Below are 19,867 nucleotides of genomic sequence, written 5' to 3'. Positions count from 1 at the left end.
GTCGTTACCGCGCCGCGACGGAGGGGCGCGGCCCGGTCGGCGGGGTCGTGGCGGGTGCACGTGCCTACGCCGCGCCGTCGCCGGCGCGGCGCGCGGACGGTCACATCGACAGGTGCTCGATCGCGGCGACGCCGCCGAGCCGGTCGGACAGGCGCTTGAGCAGCGCCAGCCGGTTGTTGCGCACCGCGGCGTCGTCGGCGTTGACCAGCACCTGGTCGAAGAACGCGTCGACCTGCGGGCGCAGCCGCGCCAGCCGGCCGAGCACGGCGACGTAGTCGCGCTGCGCGAGCAGCGGGTCGGTGTCGGCGATCGCGGCGTCGACGGCCTCGTGCAGCTCGCGCTCGGCCGTCTCGGTGAAAAGACGCGGGTCGATTGCGGTCGGCAGCGCGCCGTCGACCTTCTTCAGGATGTTGCCGATGCGCTTGTTGGCCGCGGCGAGCGCGTCGGCCTCGGGCAGCTTGGCGAACTCGCCGATCGCCTGCAGGCGGCGGTCGAAGTCGAGCAGCGAGTCATGCTCGACGCTCGACACCGCATCGAACTGTTGGGGCGACACGCCACGATCGGCGTAATACGCACGCAGCCGCTCCTTGATGAAGTCGAGGATCTCTTTGCCGAGCAGGATGTTCTCGAGCGACAGATCGCCGGAGACGTCGACCTTCGCGGTGCCGAGGCGGGCCATGTCGGCCTGCACCCGGAGAAGTGCGCCGTCGATGGCGTCCTGAGGAGCAATGTCGATCTTCCCTTCCAAGAGCGTCCGCGCCAGCCCCAGCGCATTGCGCCGCAGCGCAAACGGGTCCTTGTTGCCGGTCGGCTTCAGGCCCGCGGCGAACCCGCCGGCCAGCGTGTCGAGGCGCTCGGCGATCGCCAGCACCTGGCCGAGCTTCGACGGCGCGATCGCGTCGCCGGCGAAGCGCGGCATGTACGCCTCGTCGATCGCGTGCGCGACGTCGATCGGCTGGTTCTCGACCGCCGCGTAGTAGCGGCCGGCGATCCCCTGCAGCTCGGGGAACTCGTTGACCAGGCGCGACTGCAGGTCGGCCTTGGCCAGCGACGCGGCGCGTTCGGCCTGCACCGGGTCGACGCCGACCTGCGCGGCGATGGATTTCGCCAGCGCCGCCACGCGCGCGACCTTGTCGGCGACGGTGCCGAGCTTGTCCTGGTACTTCACCGTGGCTAGGCCGGCATTCATCGACGCCAGCCCCTGCTTCATGTCCTCGACGAAGAAGAACTTCGCGTCGGCGAAGCGAGGGCGGATCACCCGCTCGTAGCCGGTACGCACCGCGGCCTCGTCCTTCGACTCGATGTTGGCGATGCCGACGAAGCGTTCGCTGAGCTTGCCGTCGGCGTCGAGCACCGGGAAGAACTTCTGGTTGGCCTCCATCGTCGCGATCAGCGCTTCCTGCGGCACGGCGAGGAACTCGCGCTCGAACCCGCAGGCGATCGCCTTCGGCCACTCGACCAGGCCGTTGACCTCCTCGAGGATGCCGGCGTCGATGCGCGCGGTCCCGCCGGCGGCGCGCGCGGCGCCTTCGACCTCGGCGACGATGCGCGCGCGGCGCTCGTTCGGGTCGACCAGCACCTTGGCGCCGCGCAGGAACGCGACGTAGTCGTCCGGCGTGCTGAACCACACCGGCTTGTCGTGCATGAAGCGGTGGCCGCGGCTCATGCGGTCGCTGCGCGCGCCGAGCACGGTGGCGTCGACGACGTCCTTGCCGAGCAGCAGCACCAGCCAGTGCACCGGCCGCGCGAAGCCGTGCGCGTGCGCGCCCCAGCGCATCGGCTTGGGGATCGGCATGCCGGCGACCGCGGCGTTGACGATCTCCGGCAGCAGGGCGGCAGTGCGTGCGCCCGGGGTCACCGAGCGGTGCACGAAGCGCTCGCCCTTGGCGTCGGTGGCGCGCTGCAGCTGTGTCCAGTCGATGCCGGCCTTCGCCGCAAAGCCCTGCAGCGCCCGCGTCGGCTGGCCGTCGGCGTCGAGCGCGATGTTGAGGTACGGGCCGAGCACCTCGGACGACTGCTCCGGCTGCTCGAGCGCGACGCCCGGCAGCAGCACCGCGAGCCGGCGCGGCGAGTACAGCGGCTTGGCGCCGTCGCGGTCGAACGCGATGCCGCGCTGCGCGAGGCCGTCGATCACCCCGTCGAAGAACGCCTGCGCGAGCGCGGGCAGCGCCTTGACCGGCAGCTCCTCGGTGCCCAGTTCGACCAGCAGCGGCTGCATGTCGGCGCGCACCATCACGCGGCCTCCCGTGCGTCGCGCTTCAGGCCCGGGTGGCCGAGCTTCTCGCGCTGCGCGGCGTACGCCTCGGCGACGCCCTGTGCCAGCCGGCGCACGCGCAGGATGTAGCGCTGGCGCTCGGTGACCGAGATCGCGCGCCGCGCGTCGAGCAGGTTGAAGCTGTGCGAGGCCTTGCAGACCTGCTCGTACGCCGGCAGCGGCAGGCCGAGTTCGATCAATGTCAGCGACTCCTTCTCACACGCGTCGAAGCGGTGGAACAGTTCGGCCACGTCGGCGTGCTCGAAGTTGTAGGCCGACTGCTCGACCTCGTTCTGGTGGTAGACGTCGCGGTAGGTCACCGGGGTGCCGTCCGGGCCGTGCGTCCAGACCAGGTCGAACACGTTGTCGACGTTCTGCAGGTACATGCACAGGCGCTCGAGGCCGTAGGTGATCTCGCCGAGCACCGGCCGGCACTCGAGCCCGCCGGCCTGCTGGAAGTAGGTGAACTGGGTGACCTCCATGCCGTTGAGCCAGACCTCCCAGCCCAGGCCCCACGCGCCGAGCGTCGGCGACTCCCAGTTGTCCTCGACCAGGCGCAGGTCGTGCACCAGCGGGTCGATGCCGAGCTGCTTGAGCGAGTCGAAGTACAGCTCGACGATGTTGTCCGGCGACGGCTTCATCGCCACCTGGTACTGGTAGTAGCGCTGCAGGCGGTTCGGATTCTCGCCGTAGCGGCCGTCAGTCGGCCGGCGGCACGGCTGCACGTAGGCGGCGTTCCACGGCTCCGGGCCGAGCGCGCGCAGAAACGTGGCCGGGTGGAACGTGCCGGCGCCGACCTCCAGGTCGAGCGGCTGGATCAGCACGCAGCCCTGCCGCGCCCAGTAGGCGTTGAGCCGCTGGATCAGCTCCTGGAAGGTCGGGGCGGTGGTCGGCGGGGAGGCGTCCATGGGCTCGCTCTTGCACTGCAGCAAAGCGCGCTAGTATAGCGACGGGCCTTGCGGTTCCTGGCCTGCGCGCCGCTGCAGGGGCGCGATTTTCCCGCCGTTCCCGCCGCCCCGGACCCCGTCGCCCGCCGTCGTGACCCAGCCCTTCCTGATCCTCGAAACCGGCCAGCCGGTCGCGTCGATGCGCCGCCATCGCGGCTTCCCGCACTGGATCCGCGTCGCCGCCGCGCTGCCGGCCGACCACGCGGTGGTCGTCAACGTCCAGGCCGGCGACCCGCTGCCGACCCGCGAGGGCTTCGCCGGCGCGATCGTCACCGGCTCCGGCGCGATGGTCACCGAGCGCCACGACTGGAGCGAGCGCAGCGCCGACTGGCTGCGCGAGTCGGTGCACGCCGGCCTGCCGGTGTTCGGCATCTGCTACGGCCACCAGCTGATCGCGCACGCGTTCGGCGGCCAGGTCGACTACAACCCGGCCGGCCGCGAGATGGGCACGGTCGACATCGACCTGCACGACCACGCCGGCGACGACCCGCTGTTCGCCGGCCTGCCGCCGCGCTTCGCCGCGCAGGCGACCCACCTGCAGAGCGTGCTGCGCGCGCCGGACGGCGCGACGGTGCTGGCGCGCTCGGCGCAGGACGACTGCCACGCGTTCCGGGTCGGCGACCGCGCCTGGGGCGTGCAGTTCCACCCGGAGTTCAGCGCGACCCACATGCGCGGCTACGTCCACGCGCGCCGCGACGCGCTGCGCGACGAGGGCACGTGCGCGTCGACGCTGGCGCGCAAGGTCAGCGCGACGCCGCATGCGCGCCGGGTGCTGCGCCGCTTCGTGCGCCACGCGCGCGCGCTGTCGCGCTGACGCGCGGCCCGCCGACCACCCCGAGTTCCCGCCACCGATCGGCGCGCGCCCGCGCGCCCGGCCCCCTTCGACGGACCCTGCCCACCATGACCACCCGCTCCCTCGGCCCGCTCGCCGGCCTGCACTGGCTGCGACGCAGCATCAATCTCGGCCGCCGCAACCCGCGCGCGGTGTTCGGCGGCGCCGCGCTGCTGGCCGGCGTCGCGCTGGTACCGAGCATCGTGCAGGTGCTGCTGCTCGGCGCGGTTCAGCCCGGCGGCGAAGGCGCGATGGCGGTCGCCTTGGCCGCGACGCTGCTGTCGCTGGTGCTGATGCCGCCGCTGATCGGCGGCTACCTGCGCGTGATCGACGCCAGCGAGCGCGGCCTGCCGGCGCGGTCGACCGACGTGTTCGCGCCGTTCAAGCAGGGCCAGGGCGCCGGACGGCTGATCTCGCTCGGCCTGCTCATCACCGGCCTCTACCTGCTGATGGCGTGGGCGGTCGTTTCGATCTTCGGCGACGGGCTGCTGACCTGGTACCAGCAGGTGGCCGAGCTGGCGCAGCGCCCGCCCGTCGAGCCGGAGGACCTGCCGGCGCCGCCGGACGGCTTCGGCCGCGTGCTCGGGCTGGTGTCGCTGCTGGCGCTGTTCCTCGGCGGCGTCTACGCGATCGGCTTCGGCCAGGTCGCGCTCGGCGCGCGCCGGGTCGGCGCTGCGATCGGCGACGGCATCGTCGGCACGCTGAAGAACCTGCTGCCGCTGCTGGTGCTGGCGATCGTCGCGATGGCGGCGATGCTGGTGATCGCGCTGGTGCTGGGCATGGTGCTGGCGGTGCTCGGCGTCGTCGGCGCGCTGGTCCATCCGCTGGTCGGCGCGGCGCTGGCGCTGCCGGTGTACCTGGGCTTCCTGCTGGTGCTGTACGTGGTGCTGTTCGGGGTCATGTACTTCCTGTGGCGCGACGTCTGCGGCGACGTGCCGCCGCCGCCCGCGAACCCGGGCGAAGTCGCGGCCTGAGCGGGCGCGCTGGGGCTGTCTAGTACGGCATCGCGCGCGCGGTCGCCGCGACGATCGCCGCGGCGAGCCCGCGCGCGGCGAACAGTCCGGCGACGACCCCCAGCACCAGCTGCAGCGCGATCCACCCGCGCGCCCAGCCGGGCATCGGCGCATTCGCGGTCGCCAGCACGCGCGTCGCGCTGAGCCGGTCGTGCAGGGCGAGGTGCCGGGGCCCGCGCAATGCGAGCAGGTGGCCGATGTTCAACGTCAGCCACGACGCGCCGCCGGCGACGAACCGGCCCAGCGCGCGGCCGGTGCCGAGCCGGCGCCCGTCGGCATCGACCACCACCAGCCCGAGTGCCCGCTTGCCCGGGCTGCCGCGCCAGCGCGACCGTTCGCCGGCGACGTGCAGTACCGCCAGCACCAGCGCGAACGCGGCCAGCGGCCATGCAGCGGCGCGCACCGCATCGGCCTGCAGCGCCGTGCTTGCCGCGTGCACCGCCGGGTCGCGCAGCAGGCGCAGCATCGCGGTGAGCACGGGGTCGCCGTCGCGCGCGCTGGCGGCCAGCGCCTGCATCTGCGCGTCGAGCACCCGCTGCAACGAGGCCGCGGCGTCGGCGAACGCGCGCGTCGCCGGCCCGGCGACCAGCGCCCACGCCGGCAGCGCCGCGAGCGCGGCGTCGAGCGACCAGGCCGCGTAGCGGTGCCAGAAACCGGCCGCCACCGCGGCCGACGCGTCGCCGGCGCGCGCGGTCATTCCGCGGCGGCGTTGGGGTCGGGTCGGCCCTTGAGCCAGCTGGCCGCGACGATGCCGACCTCGTACAGCAGGCACATCGGAATCGCGAGCATCAGCTGCGAGACCACGTCGGGCGGGGTGATCACCGCGGCGATCACGAACACGCCGACGATCGCGTAGCCGCGCCACTCGCGCAGCTGCGCCGGCGTCACCCAGCCCAGCAGCACCAGGATCACCAGCGCCACCGGCAGCTCGAAGCTCAGGCCGAACGCCAGGAAGATCACCAGCACGAAGTCGAGGTACTTGGCGATGTCGGGCGTCATCGCCACGACTTCGGGGGTGAACTTGGCGAGGAAGCCGAACACCATCGGCAGCACGAGGAAGAACGCGAACGCGCAGCCGGCGTAGAACAGCGTCACCGCCGACGCCAGCAGCGGCAGCGCCAGGCGCTTCTCGCGCCGGTACAGTCCGGGGGCGACGAACGCCCAGGCCTGGTACAGCAGCCACGGGACCGAGATCAGCAGTGCGGTGAAGAACGCCAGCTTGACCGGCACGAAGAAGCCGCCGGCCGGGTCGACGGCGACCAGCTGGCCGTTCGACGGCAGCGTCGCCAGCAGCGGCTGCGCGAACAGTCCGTACAGCTCCGACGCGAACGGCATCAGCGCCGCGAACACGACCAGCAGCCCGATCACCGAGCGCAGCAGGCGCGCGCGCAGTTCGATCAGGTGGTCGATCAGGCGCGGCTCGACCGCCGCGTCGGGCTCCGGCCCGAAACGGTCAGCGGCGCTCATCGGAATCCTGCGCCAGCGACCCGGGCGTATCGGCGGGCCCGGAGTCGGCGGGCCGGGAGTCTGCGGGCGCACCGTCGACCGGAGCCGGCGTCGCGGCGGGCGGCGCCATCGCGTCGGGCGCGGCCCACGCCGCGTCCTCGTCGTGCACGTCGCGCGTCGTCGAGCCCACCGTCGCCGCCGGCGCGACCGCGCTGCGCACGTCCCGGATCATCCGCTCGCCCTCGCCGTGCACCGCGTCGCGCGCGTCGCGCAGCTGCTGGCCGGTGTCGCGCAGGCTGCGGCGCAGCTCGTCGTCGGCCAGCTCGTTCTCGAACTCGGCCTTGACCGCGTACCACTGCGCGCGCGCGCGCCGCACCCACAGGCCGGTGTAGCGCGCGGCCTTGGGCAGGCGTTCGGGACCGAGCACGATCAGCGCGACGACCGCGATCACGAACAGCTCGGAAAAGCCGATGTCGAACATGGCCGGTCGGCGCGCGCGGGCGCGCGGTCAGCGCGGCGCGTGGTCGTCGTTGCGGACGTCGCTCGGCTTGGCCGCGTCCTCGCGGCGCGACTCGTCGGCCAGCGAACCGGCCGGCTTGTCGTCGTCCTGCATGCCCTTCTTGAAGCCCTTGACGGCTTCGCCGACGTCCTTGCCGACGCTGCCCAGGCGCTTGGTGCCGAACACCAGCACCACGATCACCAGCACGACCAGCCAGTGCCAAATGCTAAAGCTGCCCATCGGGACGCTCGGTAGGAATCAGGGCCGGCAGGATACCGCAGCGCCCGGGTCGGAATCGTTACGGCGCCCGCGCGCGGCGGGCGCCGTCGGCGGTCACGGCAGCGGCTCGACCTGGGTCGGGCTCTCGACGGTCTCGAAGCCCTGGGTCTGCGGCTGCGGCTCGGCGGCTGCCGGCTGCGGCGCCGTCGCGGCCGGCGCGGGGCGCGCGGCCGGACGCGTGACCGGCTCGTCGGTGCGACGCGCGCGGGCGACGCTGGTCGCCTCCTCGAGGCGGTCGCGGAAGTCGACGATCGCGCTCGACGGCGCGCCGCCGGCGCGGCCCTCGAAGATCATCCGCGGCGTGGTGTCGCGGCCGTAGACGGACTCGTTCGCCGCGTCGTCGATCGACAGCACCGCGCCGTCGAGCGCGACGCCGGCGAACAACCCGCGTGCGCGCGACCACGACCAGATCTCGGCCTTGAGCTGGCCATCGGTCATCGTGCCGGCGTTGCGGCCGACCGGGCCGGCGGCGACGCCGGCATCGGCGCCGAGGGTGATCTTGCCGTTGACGATCGAGTCGAGCCCGCGCTCGCTGCGGAACACCAGCACGATGTCGGACGATTGCACGCCGGCCTGGAAGCCGATGCTGCCGCCGGTCAGGGTCACGAAGCTCGGGTTAGACCAGGTGCCGTCGGGCGACTTGACCGAGACCAGCCCGTGGCCGCGCCGGCCGCCGAGCACCAGCCCGACCTTGACCGCGTCGGGCACCACGACAATCGCGCGGGCCTCGTCGAAGAGCTTGTCGGGGATCGCCGACTCCGGGATCTGCTGGATGTCGGTCAGCACGCGCACCGCGTTGCGGGCGCGCTCGTCCTGCACCGGGCCGGCGACCACGGTGCCGGCGGCGAGGCTGAGGGCGACGAGCAGCGGCGCAACCAGGCGCGCGGCGCGCGGACGGCGGGGCGGGGGGGCAAGGGGCATGGCGGACTCCGGCGGGGCAGCGGCGGCAGGGGTGCGGTCGACACGCGGCGGTGATCGAGCGCGGGCGGCGGTCGTGGGTTCGACCGCTCGGCGTTCAGGCTAGTAACGCGGCGATGAATCGGGACGGAACCCGACCGCACCGCGGACGACCCGCGCCACGGATGCGCATCGCGCGCGGGACGCCCCGTTGCGGTGTGCGCCGCGCGGGCGCCGACCCGCGCTGTCATCCTATGCCGATGAACAGCCTGCCGATCACCCGCCGGACCGACGACTCCGCCGCCGCGACGCCCGACCGCCCCGACATCGCGGTGCTGCTGGTCAACCTCGGCACGCCCGACGCGCCGACCGCACCCGCCGTGCGCCGCTACCTGGCCGAGTTCCTGCACGACTACCGCGTGGTCGACCTGAGCCGCTGGCTCTGGTGCCCGCTGCTGCACTTCGTGATCCTGCCGATCCGCTCGTCGAAGGTCGCGCGCAAGTACGCCAGCATCTGGCTGCCCGGCGACGACGGCGGCTCGCCGCTGGCCGCGTACACGCGCCGGCTGGCCCGCGCGGTGCAGCGCGAGCTGCCCGGCGTGCGGGTCGAATCGGCGATGCGCTACGGCAACCCGTCGATGGCGTCGGTGGTCGAGCGCCTGCGCGGCGAGGGCGTCACGCGCGTGCAGGTGCTGCCGCTGTACCCGCAGTACTCGACGTCGACCACCGCGTCGGTCGAGGACGCCGCGGCCAAGCTCGGCGGCATCGACGTTGCGCTGGTGCGCGACTACCACCTCGATCCGGGCTGGGTAGAGGCCGTCGCCGGCTCGATCCGCGCGCACCGCGCCGCCAACGGCGACGACGGCCACCTGCTGTTCTCGTTCCACGGCCTGCCGCAGCGCTTCGTCGACCGCGGCGACCCGTACGCGACCGAGTGCGTGGCCGGCGCCCGCGCGATCGCCGCGGCGCTCGGGCTGGCCGACGACGCCTGGACGCTGAGCTACCAGTCGCGCTTCGGCCGCGAGAAGTGGCTGGAGCCGTCGACCAGCGACACGCTCAAAGTCCTCGCCGCGCGCGGCATCACCACCGTTGACGTGGTCGCGCCCGGCTTCGCGGTCGACTGCATCGAGACGCTCGAGGAGATCTCGATGGAGCTGGCCGAGGAGTTCCACGCGGTCGGCGGCACGCTGCGCTACATCCCGTGCCTCAACGACAGCCCGGCGCACGCGCGAGCGATCGCCGACGTCGCCGCTCGCGCGCTGGGCGCGGCGCGATGAGCGCGGCGCCGGTCGCGGCGGCGATGCGCGAATTCAGCCTCGACACGCGCGGCGGCCGCATCGCCGGCCTGCGAGCGGGCAAGCCCGGCGACGTGCGCGTGCTCGCGCTGCACGGCTGGCTCGACAACGCCGCCAGCTTCGTGCCGATCGCCCCGCTGCTGCCCGGGCTCGATCTGGTCGCGCCGGACCTGCCCGGCCATGGCGCCAGCGCGCACCTGCCGCCCGGTGCGGACTACTCGTTCGCCGCGGCGGTCAACGGCGTGCTCAATATCGCCGACGCGCTCGGCTGGGAGCGCTTCAGCCTGCTCGGCCACTCGATGGGCGCCGGCATCGCGAGCCTCGTCGCCGCCGCGTGCCCGCAGCGGGTCGAGCGGCTGGTCGCGATCGAGGCGCTCGGCGCGCTGGCCGAGGTGCCCGAGCGCACGGTGGCGCGGCTGCGCGATGCGATCGCCGCCGCGCGCACGCTGCCGGGCAAGTCGTTGCGCGTGTTTCCGGACCTCGCCGTCGCCGTGCGCGCGCGCGCCGCGGCCGGCGCGATGGTCGGCAGCCGGCTGTCCGAGGACGCCGCGCGGCGGCTGGTCGAGCGCGGCGTCGTGCCGGTCGAGGGCGGCTTCACCTGGTCGAGCGACCCGCGCCTGACCCTGCCGACGATGCAGCGCATGACCGAGCCGCAGGTGCGCGACCTGGTCGCCGGCATCGAGTGCCCGACCCGGGTGATCTTCGCCGACCCGGCCCAGCCGTACCTGCCCGACGCGCTGCGGCGCGAGCGCGCGGCGCTGCTGCCGCGCGGCGAACTGGTCGTCGTCGACGGCGGCCACCACCTGCACATGGAAGATCCGGAGCGGGTCGCGGCGCTGATCGGCGATTTCTTCACCGCGCCGGCGACGGCGGGCGCGACCGCCGCGTGACCCGCATGCGCGGCGCCCGCGCGGCTACTTGGCCGCCAGCAGCACGCGCAGCGAGGCCTTCAGCCGCCGGCCCTCGGCCTTGAAGTAGTCGCGCTCCTCGCGCCACGCCGGGAAGCGCGCCTCGACCTCGCGCCAGAAGCGCCGCGAGTGGTCGGCGTGGATCAGGTGGCACAGCTCGTGGACGAGCACGTACTCGAACGCGCTCGGCCGCGCGACGACCAACGCCAGGTCCAGCGACAGCGCGCCGTCGGGCGACAGCGAGCCCCACTGCGACGAGGTCATCCCCAGCCGCACCCGCGACGGCGGCCGCGGCAGTCCCGGCAGGTAGCGCGGCATCCAGCGGCCCACGTCGGCGCGCGCCTGCGCCTCGTAGAAGTCGCGCATCGCGCGGCGCAGCGACGGCAGCCGCACGTCCGCCGGCGCGGTGATGCGCAGGCCGTCGGCGTCGTGGTCCAGGCGCAGGAACCGGCCTTCGCGCCACGCCAGCGGCAGGAGCGCGTCGCGCAGCGGCACCGCGTCGGTGACGAACGGCTGCAGCGGCGGCGGCGCGGCGCCGAAGCCGGCCAGCTGGGCGCTGAGCCAGTCGGCGTGCTCGAGCACGAAGCGCTCGCCGCTGGCGTCGCTCGCGCGCGGCGGCAGCGTCAGCCGCGCGCCGCGCTCGTCGACGCTCAGCCGCAGCCGGCGCGCGCGCGGGTGGCGCACGCGCAGCAGCTCGACGCACTGGCCGTCGGGCAGGGTGATCGACAGGGAGTCACGCGCGATCGTGCGGACGCGCGCGCGCGGTTTGCCGGCTAGCAATCGGAACAAGGGCGTGCGGACGCGGGGGCGTGGCCGTCAGGATAACGCGCGGCGCGCGTCAGCCGTCGACCTTCGACAGCTTCAGCGCGGCCTCGAGCACGGTGAACAGCCGCTTGAACTCGCCGGCCATCAGGATGAAGCGCGCGTCGAGCTCGGCGCGCAGGTCGTCGCGCTCGCCGGACTCGAGCTCGTCGACGGCGCCGTCGAGCAGCTTGAACTTGCGCACGACCAGGTCCTCGCCGAGCACGAACGACACGTGGTCGTCGAGGTTCAGCGCCAGCCGCGTGACCTGCTTGCCGGACTCCAGGTGCTTGGCGATCTCGTCGCTCTGCAGCTCCATGCGCTGCACCTTCACCACCGCGCCCTGGTCGATCGGGTCGCGCAGCTCGCACTCGTCGCCGAGCGACAGGCCGTCGGGCATCGTCTCGCCGGCGACCCAGCCGGTCAGCACCGAGCGCGGCGCGACTTCGGCGTTCAGCGGCAGCGCCGGGAAGCTGCCGAGCGCGCGGCGGATCTCGCTGACCACCGACTCGCCGGTCTTGCGGCTCGACGTGTCGACCGCGACCACGCCGTGGCCGAGGTCGAGGATCGCGTCGGTGCGGCTGGGCTTCACGAACGCCCGCGGCAGCAGGTCGGTGACCAGTTCGTCCTTGATCCGCTTGCGCGTGCGCCCGCCGGGCTTGCGGCCTTCCTTGCGCTCGATCTCGGCGAGCTTCTTCTGCAGCAGGTCGTTGACCACCGCGCCGGGCAGGATCCGGTCCTCGCCGCCGACGCTGAGCCAGATCGCGTCGGACTGGCGGTGCGACAGCGCCTCGGTGTCGCGGCCGAACGGCGGGATGAAGCCGCGCGTCGACAGCTCCAGCGGGCCGACGGGCGTGAGCTCGCACTCGCCCAGGCCGGCGTCGAGCGCGTCGAACGTCATCGAGGTGGGGAAGCGGAACAGGGTCAGGTTGCGGAAGAACATGCAGTGCGGTCTCTCGAATGTCGGGGCCGGGCGGCGCGGGGCGGCGCGACGGCGGACGCCGCGCCGGGCGCGGCGCGCGTCGGCAGGGCGGAAGGGTTCGGGTCAGTCGTGCTGGTCGTGCGGGTCGCCGGCGAGCCAGTCGTGCGCGGCCGGCGGCGGCGCGTCGGCGCGCGCGCCGAGCGAGAGGAAATCGAACAGCTTCGGGTCGCTGAGCTGCGACGGCCGGATGTCGCCGAGCGCGCGCGCGATCGTCTCGATACGCCCGGGCGACTCGGCCTCCCACGCGTCCATCATCCGCTTGACCTGCTTGCGCTGCAGGTTCTCCTGCGAGCCGCACAGGTTGCACGGGATGATCGGGAAATCCTTCAGCGCGGCGTACTGGGCGATGTCGTCCTCGCGCACGTAGGCCAGCGGGCGGATCACCACGTGCTTGCCGTTGTCGCTGAGCAGCTTCGGCGGCATGCCGCTGAGCTTGGCGTGGAAGAACAGGTTCAGGAAGAACGTCGCCACCAGGTCGTCGCGGTGGTGGCCGAGCGCGATCTTCGTGAAGCCGTTCTCCTCGGCGTACGTGTACAGCGCGCCGCGGCGAAGGCGCGAGCACAGCGAGCACATCGTCTTGCCCTCGGGCACGACGCGGGTGACGACCGAATACGTGTCCTGCTCGAGGATGCGGTACTCGACCCCGATCGAGGCCAGGTACGCCGGCAGCACGTGCTCGGGGAAACCCGGCTGCTTCTGGTCGAGATTGACCGCGACCAGCTCGAAGCGCACCGGCGCCTTCTTCTGCAGCTGCAGCAGGATGTCGAGCATCGTGTAGCTGTCCTTGCCGCCGGACAGGCACACCATGACCTTGTCGCCGTCCTCGATCATGCCGAAGTCGGCGATCGCGCGGCCGACCTGGTGGCGCAGTCGCTTGGCGAGCCGGTTCAGCTCGGTCGCGCGACGCCGTTCGCTGCGCGCGTGCGGTGCGGGCTCGGCCAGCGGCAATGCGGGCGACAGCGTGGGCAGGGGCAGGACGGTGCTCATCGACCGGCCATTCTACCGGCCCGCGCCACGGTGTCGGGCGCCGCGGCCGCGCGTTAAGCTCGAACGATGATCGAGAACCTCGACCCCGCCCAGATCGCGCGCAAGCTGGCCGAGCTGCGGATGGAGCATCGCGATCTCGACGCGGCGATCGACCGGCTGGTCCGCGATGCCGACGCCGACGAGCTCTCGGTCAAGCGCCTGAAGAAGCGCCGGCTGCTGCTGAAGGACTGCATCTCGCGGCTGGAAAGCGCGCTGATCCCCGACGAACCGGCCTGAGGCCGGGGTCAGCCGGACGCGCCGCCGCCGAGCGCCGCGGCCTCGCGCTGCAGCGGGTGGCCCGGCGGATAGAACGCCGCCAGCCGCTGCACGCAGGTGCGCGATTCGCGCCGCGCGGCTTCGCCGTCGCCGGCCACGCGCAGCCAGCGTGCGCGCAGGCACGTCGCCTCGGCGCGCAGCGGGTGCGGATCGGGCAGCTGCGACGCGGCGGCGTCGAACGCGCGCAGCAGCTCGTCGGCCTGGGCCACGCGGTCGAGCGCGAGCGCGGTGCGGGTCCAGCGCAGCGTGCGGTACGCCGCGGTGCGGTCGTCGCGGCGCTCGAGCAGTTCGGCGCGCAGCGTGGCCTCGAGCATGTCGCCGGCCAGCGAGCGCTGCCCGTCCATCGCCAGCGCCCACGCCAGGTTGGCCTCGATCCGCAGCCGCAGCGGGTGGTCGGCGGCGAGCTTGCCGCCCCAGCCGGCGAGGATGCCGCGCAGCATCGCGATCGCCTCGTCCCACTGCCCGCGCTGCAGCCGGATCTCGGCGCGCCACGCGTCGGGCATGTAGGTCTCGATCTGGTTCGGGCCTTGGCTGCGCGCGAAGGCGCTGCGCGCGCGCACCAGCATCGCGTCGGCGCGTTCGTACTCGCCGGTCTCGACCAGCACGCTGCCGAGCGAGTTGTAGGCCCAGCCGATCCAGGTGCTGTCGGGGCCGAGCTCGTGCGCGACCGCGGCGAGCTGTTCGAAGTGCGCGCGCGCCTGCGGGTACTGGCCGAGCGCGCGGGCCGCCAGTCCGAGCGCCCAGTGCAGCTCGCCGCGCGCCTTGCGGTCGCCGAGCAGCGCGGTGTCGGCGAGCAGCGGCTGCAGCAGCGCCTGCGACTGGCGGTAGCGCCCCTGCTCGCCCCGCAGCTGGCCGAGCTTCAGCGTCGCCAGCGCGACGCCGGTGCCGGCCTCGCGCGCGCGCCGCAGCGCCGCCGTGCATGCCGCCTCCGCCTCGATCAGCCGCGCGGCGATGCGCTGCACGTCGCACAGCGAGGTTTCGACGCGCACCATCGCGTCGGACTGCAGCGGCCGCGCGCGCCGGTACAGCGCCAGCGCGCGGCGGTAGTGGTCGATCGCGGCGGCGTGTTCGTCATGGCCGAAATAGACGTCGCCGACCAGCGCGTGGATCGTCGCGGCGGCGGCCGGGTCGACCTCGGCGCGGCGGTCGACGGTCGCGGCGGCGCGGTCGATCGCCGCGCGCACGCTCGGGTCGCGCTCGACGGCGCGCGGGGCGTACGGATCGGCCTGGCCAAGGATCTCGTCGGCGACGAAGCGCAGCGCGGCCTCGCGCTGGGTCGCCGTCGCCTGCGCCCGGTCGCGGCCGCGCTCGGCGGACACGTACGCGGCCGTCATCGCGAGCAGGCTCGCGCCGAGCAGCGCGCACAGCGCCGGCCACGCGATGCAGCGCGGCGAGCGTGCGGCGTCGTCGCCGCGGTCCGTTGCGGATGGCGTGGTGCGATCGGTCATGCGGCGCGCCCCCTGACGCGAAGGCGAGCGTATCGCGTTTGCCGCCGCGCGCCTGAATGGGCGCGGCGGCGTGGGGCGCGATGGCGCCAGGCCCGCGCGGTCGCGGACCCGGTCGACCGGCCAGTCGTGCGGCCGGGTGCGGCCGGTCAGGCCGCCGGCGGTGCCGCTTCCGGGCTCACCTTCTCGATCGTGTGGCGCAGCTCGCGGCCGAGGATGAACTTGGCGTCGCGCGCCCACGTGTCGAGGCGCTGGTCGAACGCCAGCTTGCCGTTCTGGTCCGGCCACACCAGCTTGAGTTCGCGCAGCTTCTGGATGAAGCCGCGGAACAGGGTCTTGTCAAAGAACTCCGGCGCGGCCGGCGCGTACAGCAGCGACAGCCGCTGCGCGGCGAGCTGGCACAGGCTTTCCAGTTCGCCCGACGACAGCGTGCCCGGGCCGTTCTTCACCAGCACCGAGATCGCGATGTAATAGCGCTCGAACGCCTGCTGCAGCGAGTGGCCGATCGCGCGCAGGCGGAACACCTCGTCGGTCTGGCCGGCATTGCGCCCGAGGATGCCGCCGTCGTCGTCGCTGACGTGCTCGAGCAGGCCCTCGCGGACGAACACGTCGACGGTGCGCTCGAGCCGCTGCGCGAACTCGTCCTCGCTCCACGGCAGGAACAGCTCGGCCTGCAGGAACGGGTACACGCTGCGGCCGACGCGCAGCACAGAGTTCAGCGACATGCGCCTGGTGTTCTGGAAGCAGCACGCGATCCACGACGCCGCGGTGAACAGGTGCAGCACGTTGTTGCGGAAGTAGCTCAGCAGCACCGCGTTGTCGCCGGACACGCCGAGCACGTCGCCGAGCGGGTGCGGCGTGCGCTGCAGCACGTTGATCTCCTCGCCGTGGGCGACGATCTCGCGCGGCGTGTGCGGGGTCACCGTGATGCGGTCGGAGTACGGCAGTTCGGCCAGCAGCGTCTTGCTCAGCGCGATCTGCTCGAGCAGGTCGGACTCGCCCATCGCGTGCTTCGGCGTCGACAGCAGCGCCAGCGCCAGCAGGTTGATCGGATTGACGTCGGCGGCGCGGTTGACGTTGACCTGGATGCGCTCGGCCAGCACGTCGACGGTGTTGGCCAGCCACGCCGGCTTCTCTTCCTCCGGCACGGCGCGGCCGTCCCAGTCCGGCGCCTGCTCGGCGAGCACCTCGGTCAGGCGGATCGGCTCGCCGAAGTTGACCACCACCTGGCCGTAGTTGCTTCGCAGCACCTTCGGGATGCCCCATAGCAGCTGCCAGATCGATTCCTTCTCCTTGGGCTTGCCGGTCAGCTCGTCGAGGTAGCTGTTGCCCTCCATGAGCTTTTCGTAGCCGATGTACACCGGCTGGAACAGCACCGGCCGGGTCGGCTGGCGCAGGTACGCGCGCAGCGTCATCGCGACCATGCCGCCCTTCGGCGGCAGCAGCCGGCCAGTGCGCGAGCGCCCGCCCTCGATGAAGTACTCGATCGAGTAGCCGCCGGCGACGAGCTGGGCGACGTACTCGCTCAGGACCGCCGAATACAGCATGTTGCCGCGGATGCTGCGGCGGATGAAGAACGCGCCGCCCTTGCGCAGCAGGCTGCCGACCACCGGCAGGTTGAGGTTGATGCCGGCGACGATGTGCGGCGGCACGATGCCGCGCGAGTACAGCAGGTAGCTCAGCAGCAGGTAGTCCATGTGACTGCGGTGGCACGGCACATAGACCACTTCGTGGCCGGGCGCGTCCTGCTTGAGGCGGTCGAGGTGGTGGACCAGCACGCCGCGGTAGATGCGGTTCCACACCGGCGTCAGGATGAAGCTCAGCGAGCGCACCACCGGGTGCGAGTAGTCGGCAGCCAGCTCGTAGGCGTAGGCGTGCGCCTTCTTCCACGCATCGGCCGGCTTGCTGTTGTCGCGGCGGGCCTGGTCGACGATCGCTTCGCGGACCGATTCGGAACCGAGCACGCGGTCGACCAGCAGCCGCCGGGTCGACAGGTCCGGGCCGATCACCGCCGCGCGGATCCGGCGGAAGTGCGCGCGCAGCACGCGCGACAGCTTGCGCACCGTGCGCTCGGGCGGCAGGCCCTCGTCGATCACGCCGCGCAGCGACACCGGCGGCGAGAACCGCACCAGGGTGTCGCGACCGTTCAGCGCGATCGCCAGCAGCCGGCGGAAGCGGCCGACCAGGGTCCAGTTTTCGGAGAACAGCACCGAGAACCAGCCGCTGGTCTTGTCCGGCGCGCGGCCGACGAAGATCGACACCGGCACCAGCTGCACGTCGAGCGCCGGATCGGCGCGGTGCGCGGCGAGCAGCCGCGCCAGCGAGCCCGAATGGGTCTTCGGCGACGGCGGCTCGGCGGTCAGCGCCTGCAGCTGCGCCAGCGTGTTGACGTTGCGCCGCGACAGCGCGAGGTAGGCCCGCTTGCGGCCGACCGGGTCGCCCGGCAGCGTCTGCAGCGGCGACGGCAACCCGGCCTCGCGGCACGCGCGCTCGAGGATCAGCGCGTTCGACAGGCCGTAGTCCTCGAGCACGTAGCAGACCGGGCGGCCGCTGCCGTCGTCGAACTGGGCCGGGTCGGCCGGCTCGATCGTCAGCGACACCCACGGCGCCATCATCCGGCCGAGCACGCGCGACCACCACGGGCGGCGGCGCAAGGCACGCAGGTCGGGGCGCGACGCGGCCGTGGCGGCCGCCGGCGGCGGCATGGGCAGCTCCGGCTGGGCCGGATCGGGCTCGGGCGCGAACGCAGTCGGTTCCGGCGCCGCGGTGGCCGGGCCGTGCAGCGCACCGTCCGCGCGGCCATCGGCGGCCGCGTCGGGCGTTCCGGCCGGCGGCGCGCGCCGCGCGTCGGCCGCGGCGTCCGCGCCGGCGTCGGCGCCGGGGAAGGGAAGGGGGGGCTGGTTGGGCATCGGCGGCATTATGCCGATTCGGCCCCGACGCCCGGCGTGGGCCGGGCTCAGCGCGGGGCGGCAGGCGCCTCGGCCGGCGCGGCCTTCGTTGCGGGAACGCCGGGCGTCGTCGCCGGAGGACCCGCCGCCGCACCCGCCACGGCGGTGCCCGCGGCGTCGGCCGGCGGGGCGACCGCCGCCTCGGCGTGGCGCAGGATGTCGCTGAGGTACCAGGCCCCGTCGCGGCGCTCGAGCTGCACGTGCGCATCGATCGGCTCGCCGGCCAGCGTGTAGCGCAGCCGCACCCGGGCGCGGTCGCCGTCCAGCGCGACCCGTTCGGCCTGTACGCTCGCCAGCGCCGCCCCGACGTCCAGCCCGTACGCGGCGGCCACCTGCTGCAGCCGGGCGAAGAACGGGCCGAGTCGCTCGAGGCTGCCCTCCATGCCGGCCTCGCGCATCGCCCCGGGCGCGCCCAGGCCGGTGGTGCGGGCGGCGGCGACCAGCTGCGGCAGCGTCGCCTGCGCCCGCTGCGGGTCGCCGAGCGGTGCGCGCTGGCCCCAGCGGCCGAGCGCTTCGATGATCTGGACGTAGTGGTCGCGCGTGTCGGCGCTGTAGTCGCCTTCCTGGCGCACGTACTTGACCGCGAACAGGCTGATCGTCGTCGCGGCCGAGCGCAGCTCGCCGTGCGCGCCGGCGAACTGCTGGCGGTAGGTCGCCTGCAGCGCCTTGTCGGCGCCCGGCGCCGACAGCGCCGCGAGGAAGCCGGGCAGGCGGTCGTGCAGCGGCAGCTCGGTCAGCGGCCAGCGGCTGCGGTCCTCGCGCCAGGCCTGCTCGAGCCGGGCGTGCAGCGCCGGCGGCACGGCGTGGCGCGTGTAGGCGACCAAGTCGTGGCGGCGCAGGTCGTCGACCAGCTGCCTTACCGCCGCGGCCGGCTCCGGCGGCGTCGGCGCGGCGCGCTGCGGCGGCTCGCGCGTGCACGCGACCAGCACGAGCGCCCCGAGCAGGGCACCCCGGCACGTCGCGCGGCGCAGTGGGTGGATCGATGGCATTGCGGGCGGCTCCCCAGTCGCGCGGCCATCTTGGCGGGCCGGCGCGGGCGGGGGCAAGCCGCGCCGACGCGCGATGCCCGGTCTGGAACCGGGCGCAAGCTTTGGCCGACCCCGCCGGGGGCTGGCCAAGGGCGACCCCCCGGCCGAGGCCTAACGGCAGCTGAACCAATGTGCCCAAACCTGCCGATGAGCGGCACCTTTTGACGACAGGAGGTGGCCGCTTTTGCCTCCATTCAGTTTTGCGACCGATTCCGCAAGCCCCATAGGCCGCGACTTTGGTCTAACCGTGACGAGGTTGGCATAACTTTTGCGACCCCGGTCCGGGTCCGGCGCGTGCCGGTCCGTCCACCTGCCTGCCGGAGCCGTCCTGATGAACCGTTCCACGTCCCGCCTGCTTGCCCTCGCGCTCGTCGCCGCCCTCCCGCTCGCCGCGCACGCGGAGTCCGACGTCGTCATCGACGCCACCAACGGCAACCCGACCCTGACGGCCGAGGCCAGCCTCGACTTCCAGGTGGTCGTGCCGAAGGTGCTGTTCCTGCAGGTCGGTACCGGCACCTCGCTGACCGACGTGGCCACCGTCGACCTGCTGACCTTCACCGTTCCCGGCGCGACGCTCGGCGACGGCACCGACGTCGCGGCGACCGGCGGCAACGGCGCCAGCGGCGTGACCGCCCGCCTGATCGGCAACGCCGGCAACATCACGCTGGCGTCCTCGACGCTGGGCGCGCTGGCCAATGGCGCCGGCGACACGATCTCGTTCACCCAGATCAAGTCGGAGACCAGCAACACCGCGCTGCCGGTGCCCGCGCTGGTGGACGGCGCGTCGACCTCGGTGACGGTCAACGCCAGCAACCGCGTCGTCAACCAGACCGCGACGTGGAGCTACGCGTACGACAACTCCGTGATTCCGGCGGCCGGCACCTACGGCGGCCAGAACCTCAACAACGGCCGCGTCACCTACACCGCGTCGCTGCCCTGATCGGCGCCTGACGCCGCGCCCCCGCCCCGCCCGCGCGGGGTGGACGGGCGC

General features: G+C 73.4%; 18 protein-coding genes and 1 pseudogene. 6 read left to right on the top strand and 13 right to left on the bottom strand.

Features of this window, described 5'->3' with window-relative positions:
* Positions 1 to 100 precede the first annotated feature (100 nt).
* On the bottom strand, positions 101 to 2,233 hold the full coding sequence (glyS, locus tag D3A60_RS00555) for a glycine--tRNA ligase subunit beta (protein ID WP_119716783.1): 2,133 nt from the start codon (positions 2,231 to 2,233) through the stop codon (positions 101 to 103).
* On the bottom strand, positions 2,233 to 3,162 hold the full coding sequence (gene glyQ / locus D3A60_RS00550) for a glycine--tRNA ligase subunit alpha (protein WP_119716782.1): 930 nt from the start codon (positions 3,160 to 3,162) through the stop codon (positions 2,233 to 2,235). Before glyQ ends, glyS begins: the two co-directional genes overlap by 1 nt.
* A gap of 178 nt (positions 3,163 to 3,340) precedes the next feature.
* Here glyQ and D3A60_RS00545 point away from each other — a divergent pair.
* Positions 3,341 to 4,034: pseudogene (locus D3A60_RS00545) on the top strand (glutamine amidotransferase); the annotation flags it as partial.
* Positions 4,035 to 4,101: 67 nt separating this feature from the next.
* Entirely contained in the window at positions 4,102 to 5,007 is a 906-nt protein-coding gene (locus D3A60_RS00540; RefSeq protein ID WP_119716781.1) for a hypothetical protein, read from the top strand.
* 19 nt (positions 5,008 to 5,026) lie between these two features.
* Here the strand turns inward: D3A60_RS00540 and D3A60_RS00535 are convergent, their stop codons facing one another.
* The 5 genes from D3A60_RS00535 to D3A60_RS00515 form a co-directional block, all read right to left on the bottom strand.
* The gene (locus D3A60_RS00535; protein WP_119716780.1) at positions 5,027 to 5,743 is read right to left on the bottom strand and encodes an RDD family protein; all 717 of its coding nucleotides are present in this window, start codon (positions 5,741 to 5,743) and stop codon (positions 5,027 to 5,029) included.
* Positions 5,740 to 6,513 (bottom strand): twin-arginine translocase subunit TatC, encoded by a 774-nt coding sequence (tatC, locus tag D3A60_RS00530; protein ID WP_119716779.1) that lies wholly within the window; start codon positions 6,511 to 6,513, stop codon positions 5,740 to 5,742. The genes D3A60_RS00535 and tatC overlap by 4 nt, the downstream gene beginning before the upstream one ends.
* A complete protein-coding gene (tatB, locus tag D3A60_RS00525) occupies positions 6,500 to 6,973 on the bottom strand; it encodes a Sec-independent protein translocase protein TatB (RefSeq protein WP_119716778.1) in 474 nt (157 codons plus the stop codon). Before tatB ends, tatC begins: the two co-directional genes overlap by 14 nt.
* Positions 6,974 to 7,000: 27 nt before the next feature.
* Entirely contained in the window at positions 7,001 to 7,231 is a 231-nt protein-coding gene (tatA, locus tag D3A60_RS00520; protein WP_119716777.1) for a Sec-independent protein translocase subunit TatA, read from the bottom strand.
* Between the two features lie 93 nt (positions 7,232 to 7,324).
* Complete coding sequence (locus D3A60_RS00515) at positions 7,325 to 8,191, bottom strand: lipid-binding SYLF domain-containing protein (protein WP_119716776.1); 867 nt, start codon at positions 8,189 to 8,191, stop codon at positions 7,325 to 7,327.
* 236 nt (positions 8,192 to 8,427) lie between these two features.
* Here D3A60_RS00515 and hemH point away from each other — a divergent pair, with 236 nt between their 5' ends.
* On the top strand, positions 8,428 to 9,444 hold the full coding sequence (gene hemH / locus D3A60_RS00510; RefSeq protein ID WP_119717469.1) for a ferrochelatase: 1,017 nt from the start codon (positions 8,428 to 8,430) through the stop codon (positions 9,442 to 9,444).
* Between the two features lie 23 nt (positions 9,445 to 9,467).
* Complete coding sequence (locus D3A60_RS00505; RefSeq protein WP_119717468.1) at positions 9,468 to 10,352, top strand: alpha/beta fold hydrolase; 885 nt, start codon at positions 9,468 to 9,470, stop codon at positions 10,350 to 10,352.
* 24 nt (positions 10,353 to 10,376) lie between these two features.
* Here D3A60_RS00505 and D3A60_RS00500 read toward each other — a convergent pair whose 3' ends face one another.
* From D3A60_RS00500 to ttcA, 3 genes are all read right to left on the bottom strand, one after another.
* Positions 10,377 to 11,159: a YgjP family zinc-dependent metalloprotease gene (locus D3A60_RS00500; protein ID WP_119716775.1), complete on the bottom strand. Its 783-nt coding sequence runs from the start codon at positions 11,157 to 11,159 to the stop codon at positions 10,377 to 10,379.
* A gap of 49 nt (positions 11,160 to 11,208) precedes the next feature.
* Positions 11,209 to 12,114, bottom strand: coding sequence for a recombination-associated protein RdgC (locus D3A60_RS00495; protein ID WP_119716774.1), 906 nt, complete (start codon positions 12,112 to 12,114; stop codon positions 11,209 to 11,211).
* Between the two features lie 102 nt (positions 12,115 to 12,216).
* The gene (gene ttcA / locus D3A60_RS00490) at positions 12,217 to 13,140 is read right to left on the bottom strand and encodes a tRNA 2-thiocytidine(32) synthetase TtcA (protein ID WP_119716773.1); all 924 of its coding nucleotides are present in this window, start codon (positions 13,138 to 13,140) and stop codon (positions 12,217 to 12,219) included.
* Between the two features lie 66 nt (positions 13,141 to 13,206).
* On the opposite strand from ttcA, the gene D3A60_RS00485 reads away from it, so the two are divergent.
* Complete coding sequence (locus tag D3A60_RS00485; protein WP_196778599.1) at positions 13,207 to 13,416, top strand: YdcH family protein; 210 nt, start codon at positions 13,207 to 13,209, stop codon at positions 13,414 to 13,416.
* Positions 13,417 to 13,424: 8 nt separating this feature from the next.
* On the opposite strand, the gene D3A60_RS00480 is transcribed toward D3A60_RS00485, so the two are convergent.
* The 3 genes from D3A60_RS00480 to D3A60_RS00470 form a co-directional block, all read right to left on the bottom strand.
* Positions 13,425 to 14,903 (bottom strand): tetratricopeptide repeat protein, encoded by a 1,479-nt coding sequence (locus tag D3A60_RS00480; protein WP_119716772.1) that lies wholly within the window; start codon positions 14,901 to 14,903, stop codon positions 13,425 to 13,427.
* A gap of 146 nt (positions 14,904 to 15,049) precedes the next feature.
* Complete coding sequence (gene plsB / locus D3A60_RS00475) at positions 15,050 to 17,818, bottom strand: glycerol-3-phosphate 1-O-acyltransferase PlsB (RefSeq protein ID WP_196778598.1); 2,769 nt, start codon at positions 17,816 to 17,818, stop codon at positions 15,050 to 15,052.
* 38 nt (positions 17,819 to 17,856) lie between these two features.
* The gene (locus D3A60_RS00470; RefSeq protein WP_119716771.1) at positions 17,857 to 18,837 is read right to left on the bottom strand and encodes a hypothetical protein; all 981 of its coding nucleotides are present in this window, start codon (positions 18,835 to 18,837) and stop codon (positions 17,857 to 17,859) included.
* Positions 18,838 to 19,207: 370 nt separating this feature from the next.
* Between D3A60_RS00470 and D3A60_RS00465 the strand changes: the two genes are divergently transcribed.
* A complete protein-coding gene (locus tag D3A60_RS00465) occupies positions 19,208 to 19,816 on the top strand; it encodes a hypothetical protein (protein WP_119716770.1) in 609 nt (202 codons plus the stop codon).
* Positions 19,817 to 19,867: the final 51 nt, after the last annotated feature.

Source organism: Cognatilysobacter tabacisoli, from assembly GCF_003586305.1.
In the GTDB taxonomy this organism is placed as follows: Bacteria; Pseudomonadota; Gammaproteobacteria; order Xanthomonadales; family Xanthomonadaceae; genus Cognatilysobacter_A; species Cognatilysobacter_A tabacisoli.
Note: the sequence above shows the minus strand (reverse complement) of the source record. Positions and strands in the feature narration are given on the sequence as shown.

Bases quoted from the DNA above. Each gene is read 5' to 3' on its own strand.
- D3A60_RS00515 (WP_119716776.1), bottom strand. From the start codon at position 8,191: ATGCCCCTTGCCCCCCCGCCCCGCCGTCCGCGCGCCGCGCGCCTGGTT.
- D3A60_RS00465 (WP_119716770.1), top strand. From the start codon at position 19,208: ATGAACCGTTCCACGTCCCGCCTGCTTGCCCTCGCGCTCGTCGCCGCC.
- glyQ (WP_119716782.1), bottom strand. From the start codon at position 3,162: ATGGACGCCTCCCCGCCGACCACCGCCCCGACCTTCCAGGAGCTGATC.
- D3A60_RS00485 (WP_196778599.1), top strand. From the start codon at position 13,207: ATGATCGAGAACCTCGACCCCGCCCAGATCGCGCGCAAGCTGGCCGAG.
- D3A60_RS00505 (WP_119717468.1), top strand. From the start codon at position 9,468: ATGCGCGAATTCAGCCTCGACACGCGCGGCGGCCGCATCGCCGGCCTG.
- D3A60_RS00470 (WP_119716771.1), bottom strand. From the start codon at position 18,837: ATGCCATCGATCCACCCACTGCGCCGCGCGACGTGCCGGGGTGCCCTG.
- tatA (WP_119716777.1), bottom strand. From the start codon at position 7,231: ATGGGCAGCTTTAGCATTTGGCACTGGCTGGTCGTGCTGGTGATCGTG.
- tatB (WP_119716778.1), bottom strand. From the start codon at position 6,973: ATGTTCGACATCGGCTTTTCCGAGCTGTTCGTGATCGCGGTCGTCGCG.
- hemH (WP_119717469.1), top strand. From the start codon at position 8,428: ATGAACAGCCTGCCGATCACCCGCCGGACCGACGACTCCGCCGCCGCG.
- plsB (WP_196778598.1), bottom strand. From the start codon at position 17,818: ATGCCGCCGATGCCCAACCAGCCCCCCCTTCCCTTCCCCGGCGCCGAC.
- D3A60_RS00480 (WP_119716772.1), bottom strand. From the start codon at position 14,903: ATGACCGATCGCACCACGCCATCCGCAACGGACCGCGGCGACGACGCC.
- D3A60_RS00540 (WP_119716781.1), top strand. From the start codon at position 4,102: ATGACCACCCGCTCCCTCGGCCCGCTCGCCGGCCTGCACTGGCTGCGA.
- glyS (WP_119716783.1), bottom strand. From the start codon at position 2,233: ATGGTGCGCGCCGACATGCAGCCGCTGCTGGTCGAACTGGGCACCGAG.
- tatC (WP_119716779.1), bottom strand. From the start codon at position 6,513: ATGAGCGCCGCTGACCGTTTCGGGCCGGAGCCCGACGCGGCGGTCGAG.
- ttcA (WP_119716773.1), bottom strand. From the start codon at position 13,140: ATGAGCACCGTCCTGCCCCTGCCCACGCTGTCGCCCGCATTGCCGCTG.
- D3A60_RS00495 (WP_119716774.1), bottom strand. From the start codon at position 12,114: ATGTTCTTCCGCAACCTGACCCTGTTCCGCTTCCCCACCTCGATGACG.
- D3A60_RS00535 (WP_119716780.1), bottom strand. From the start codon at position 5,743: ATGACCGCGCGCGCCGGCGACGCGTCGGCCGCGGTGGCGGCCGGTTTC.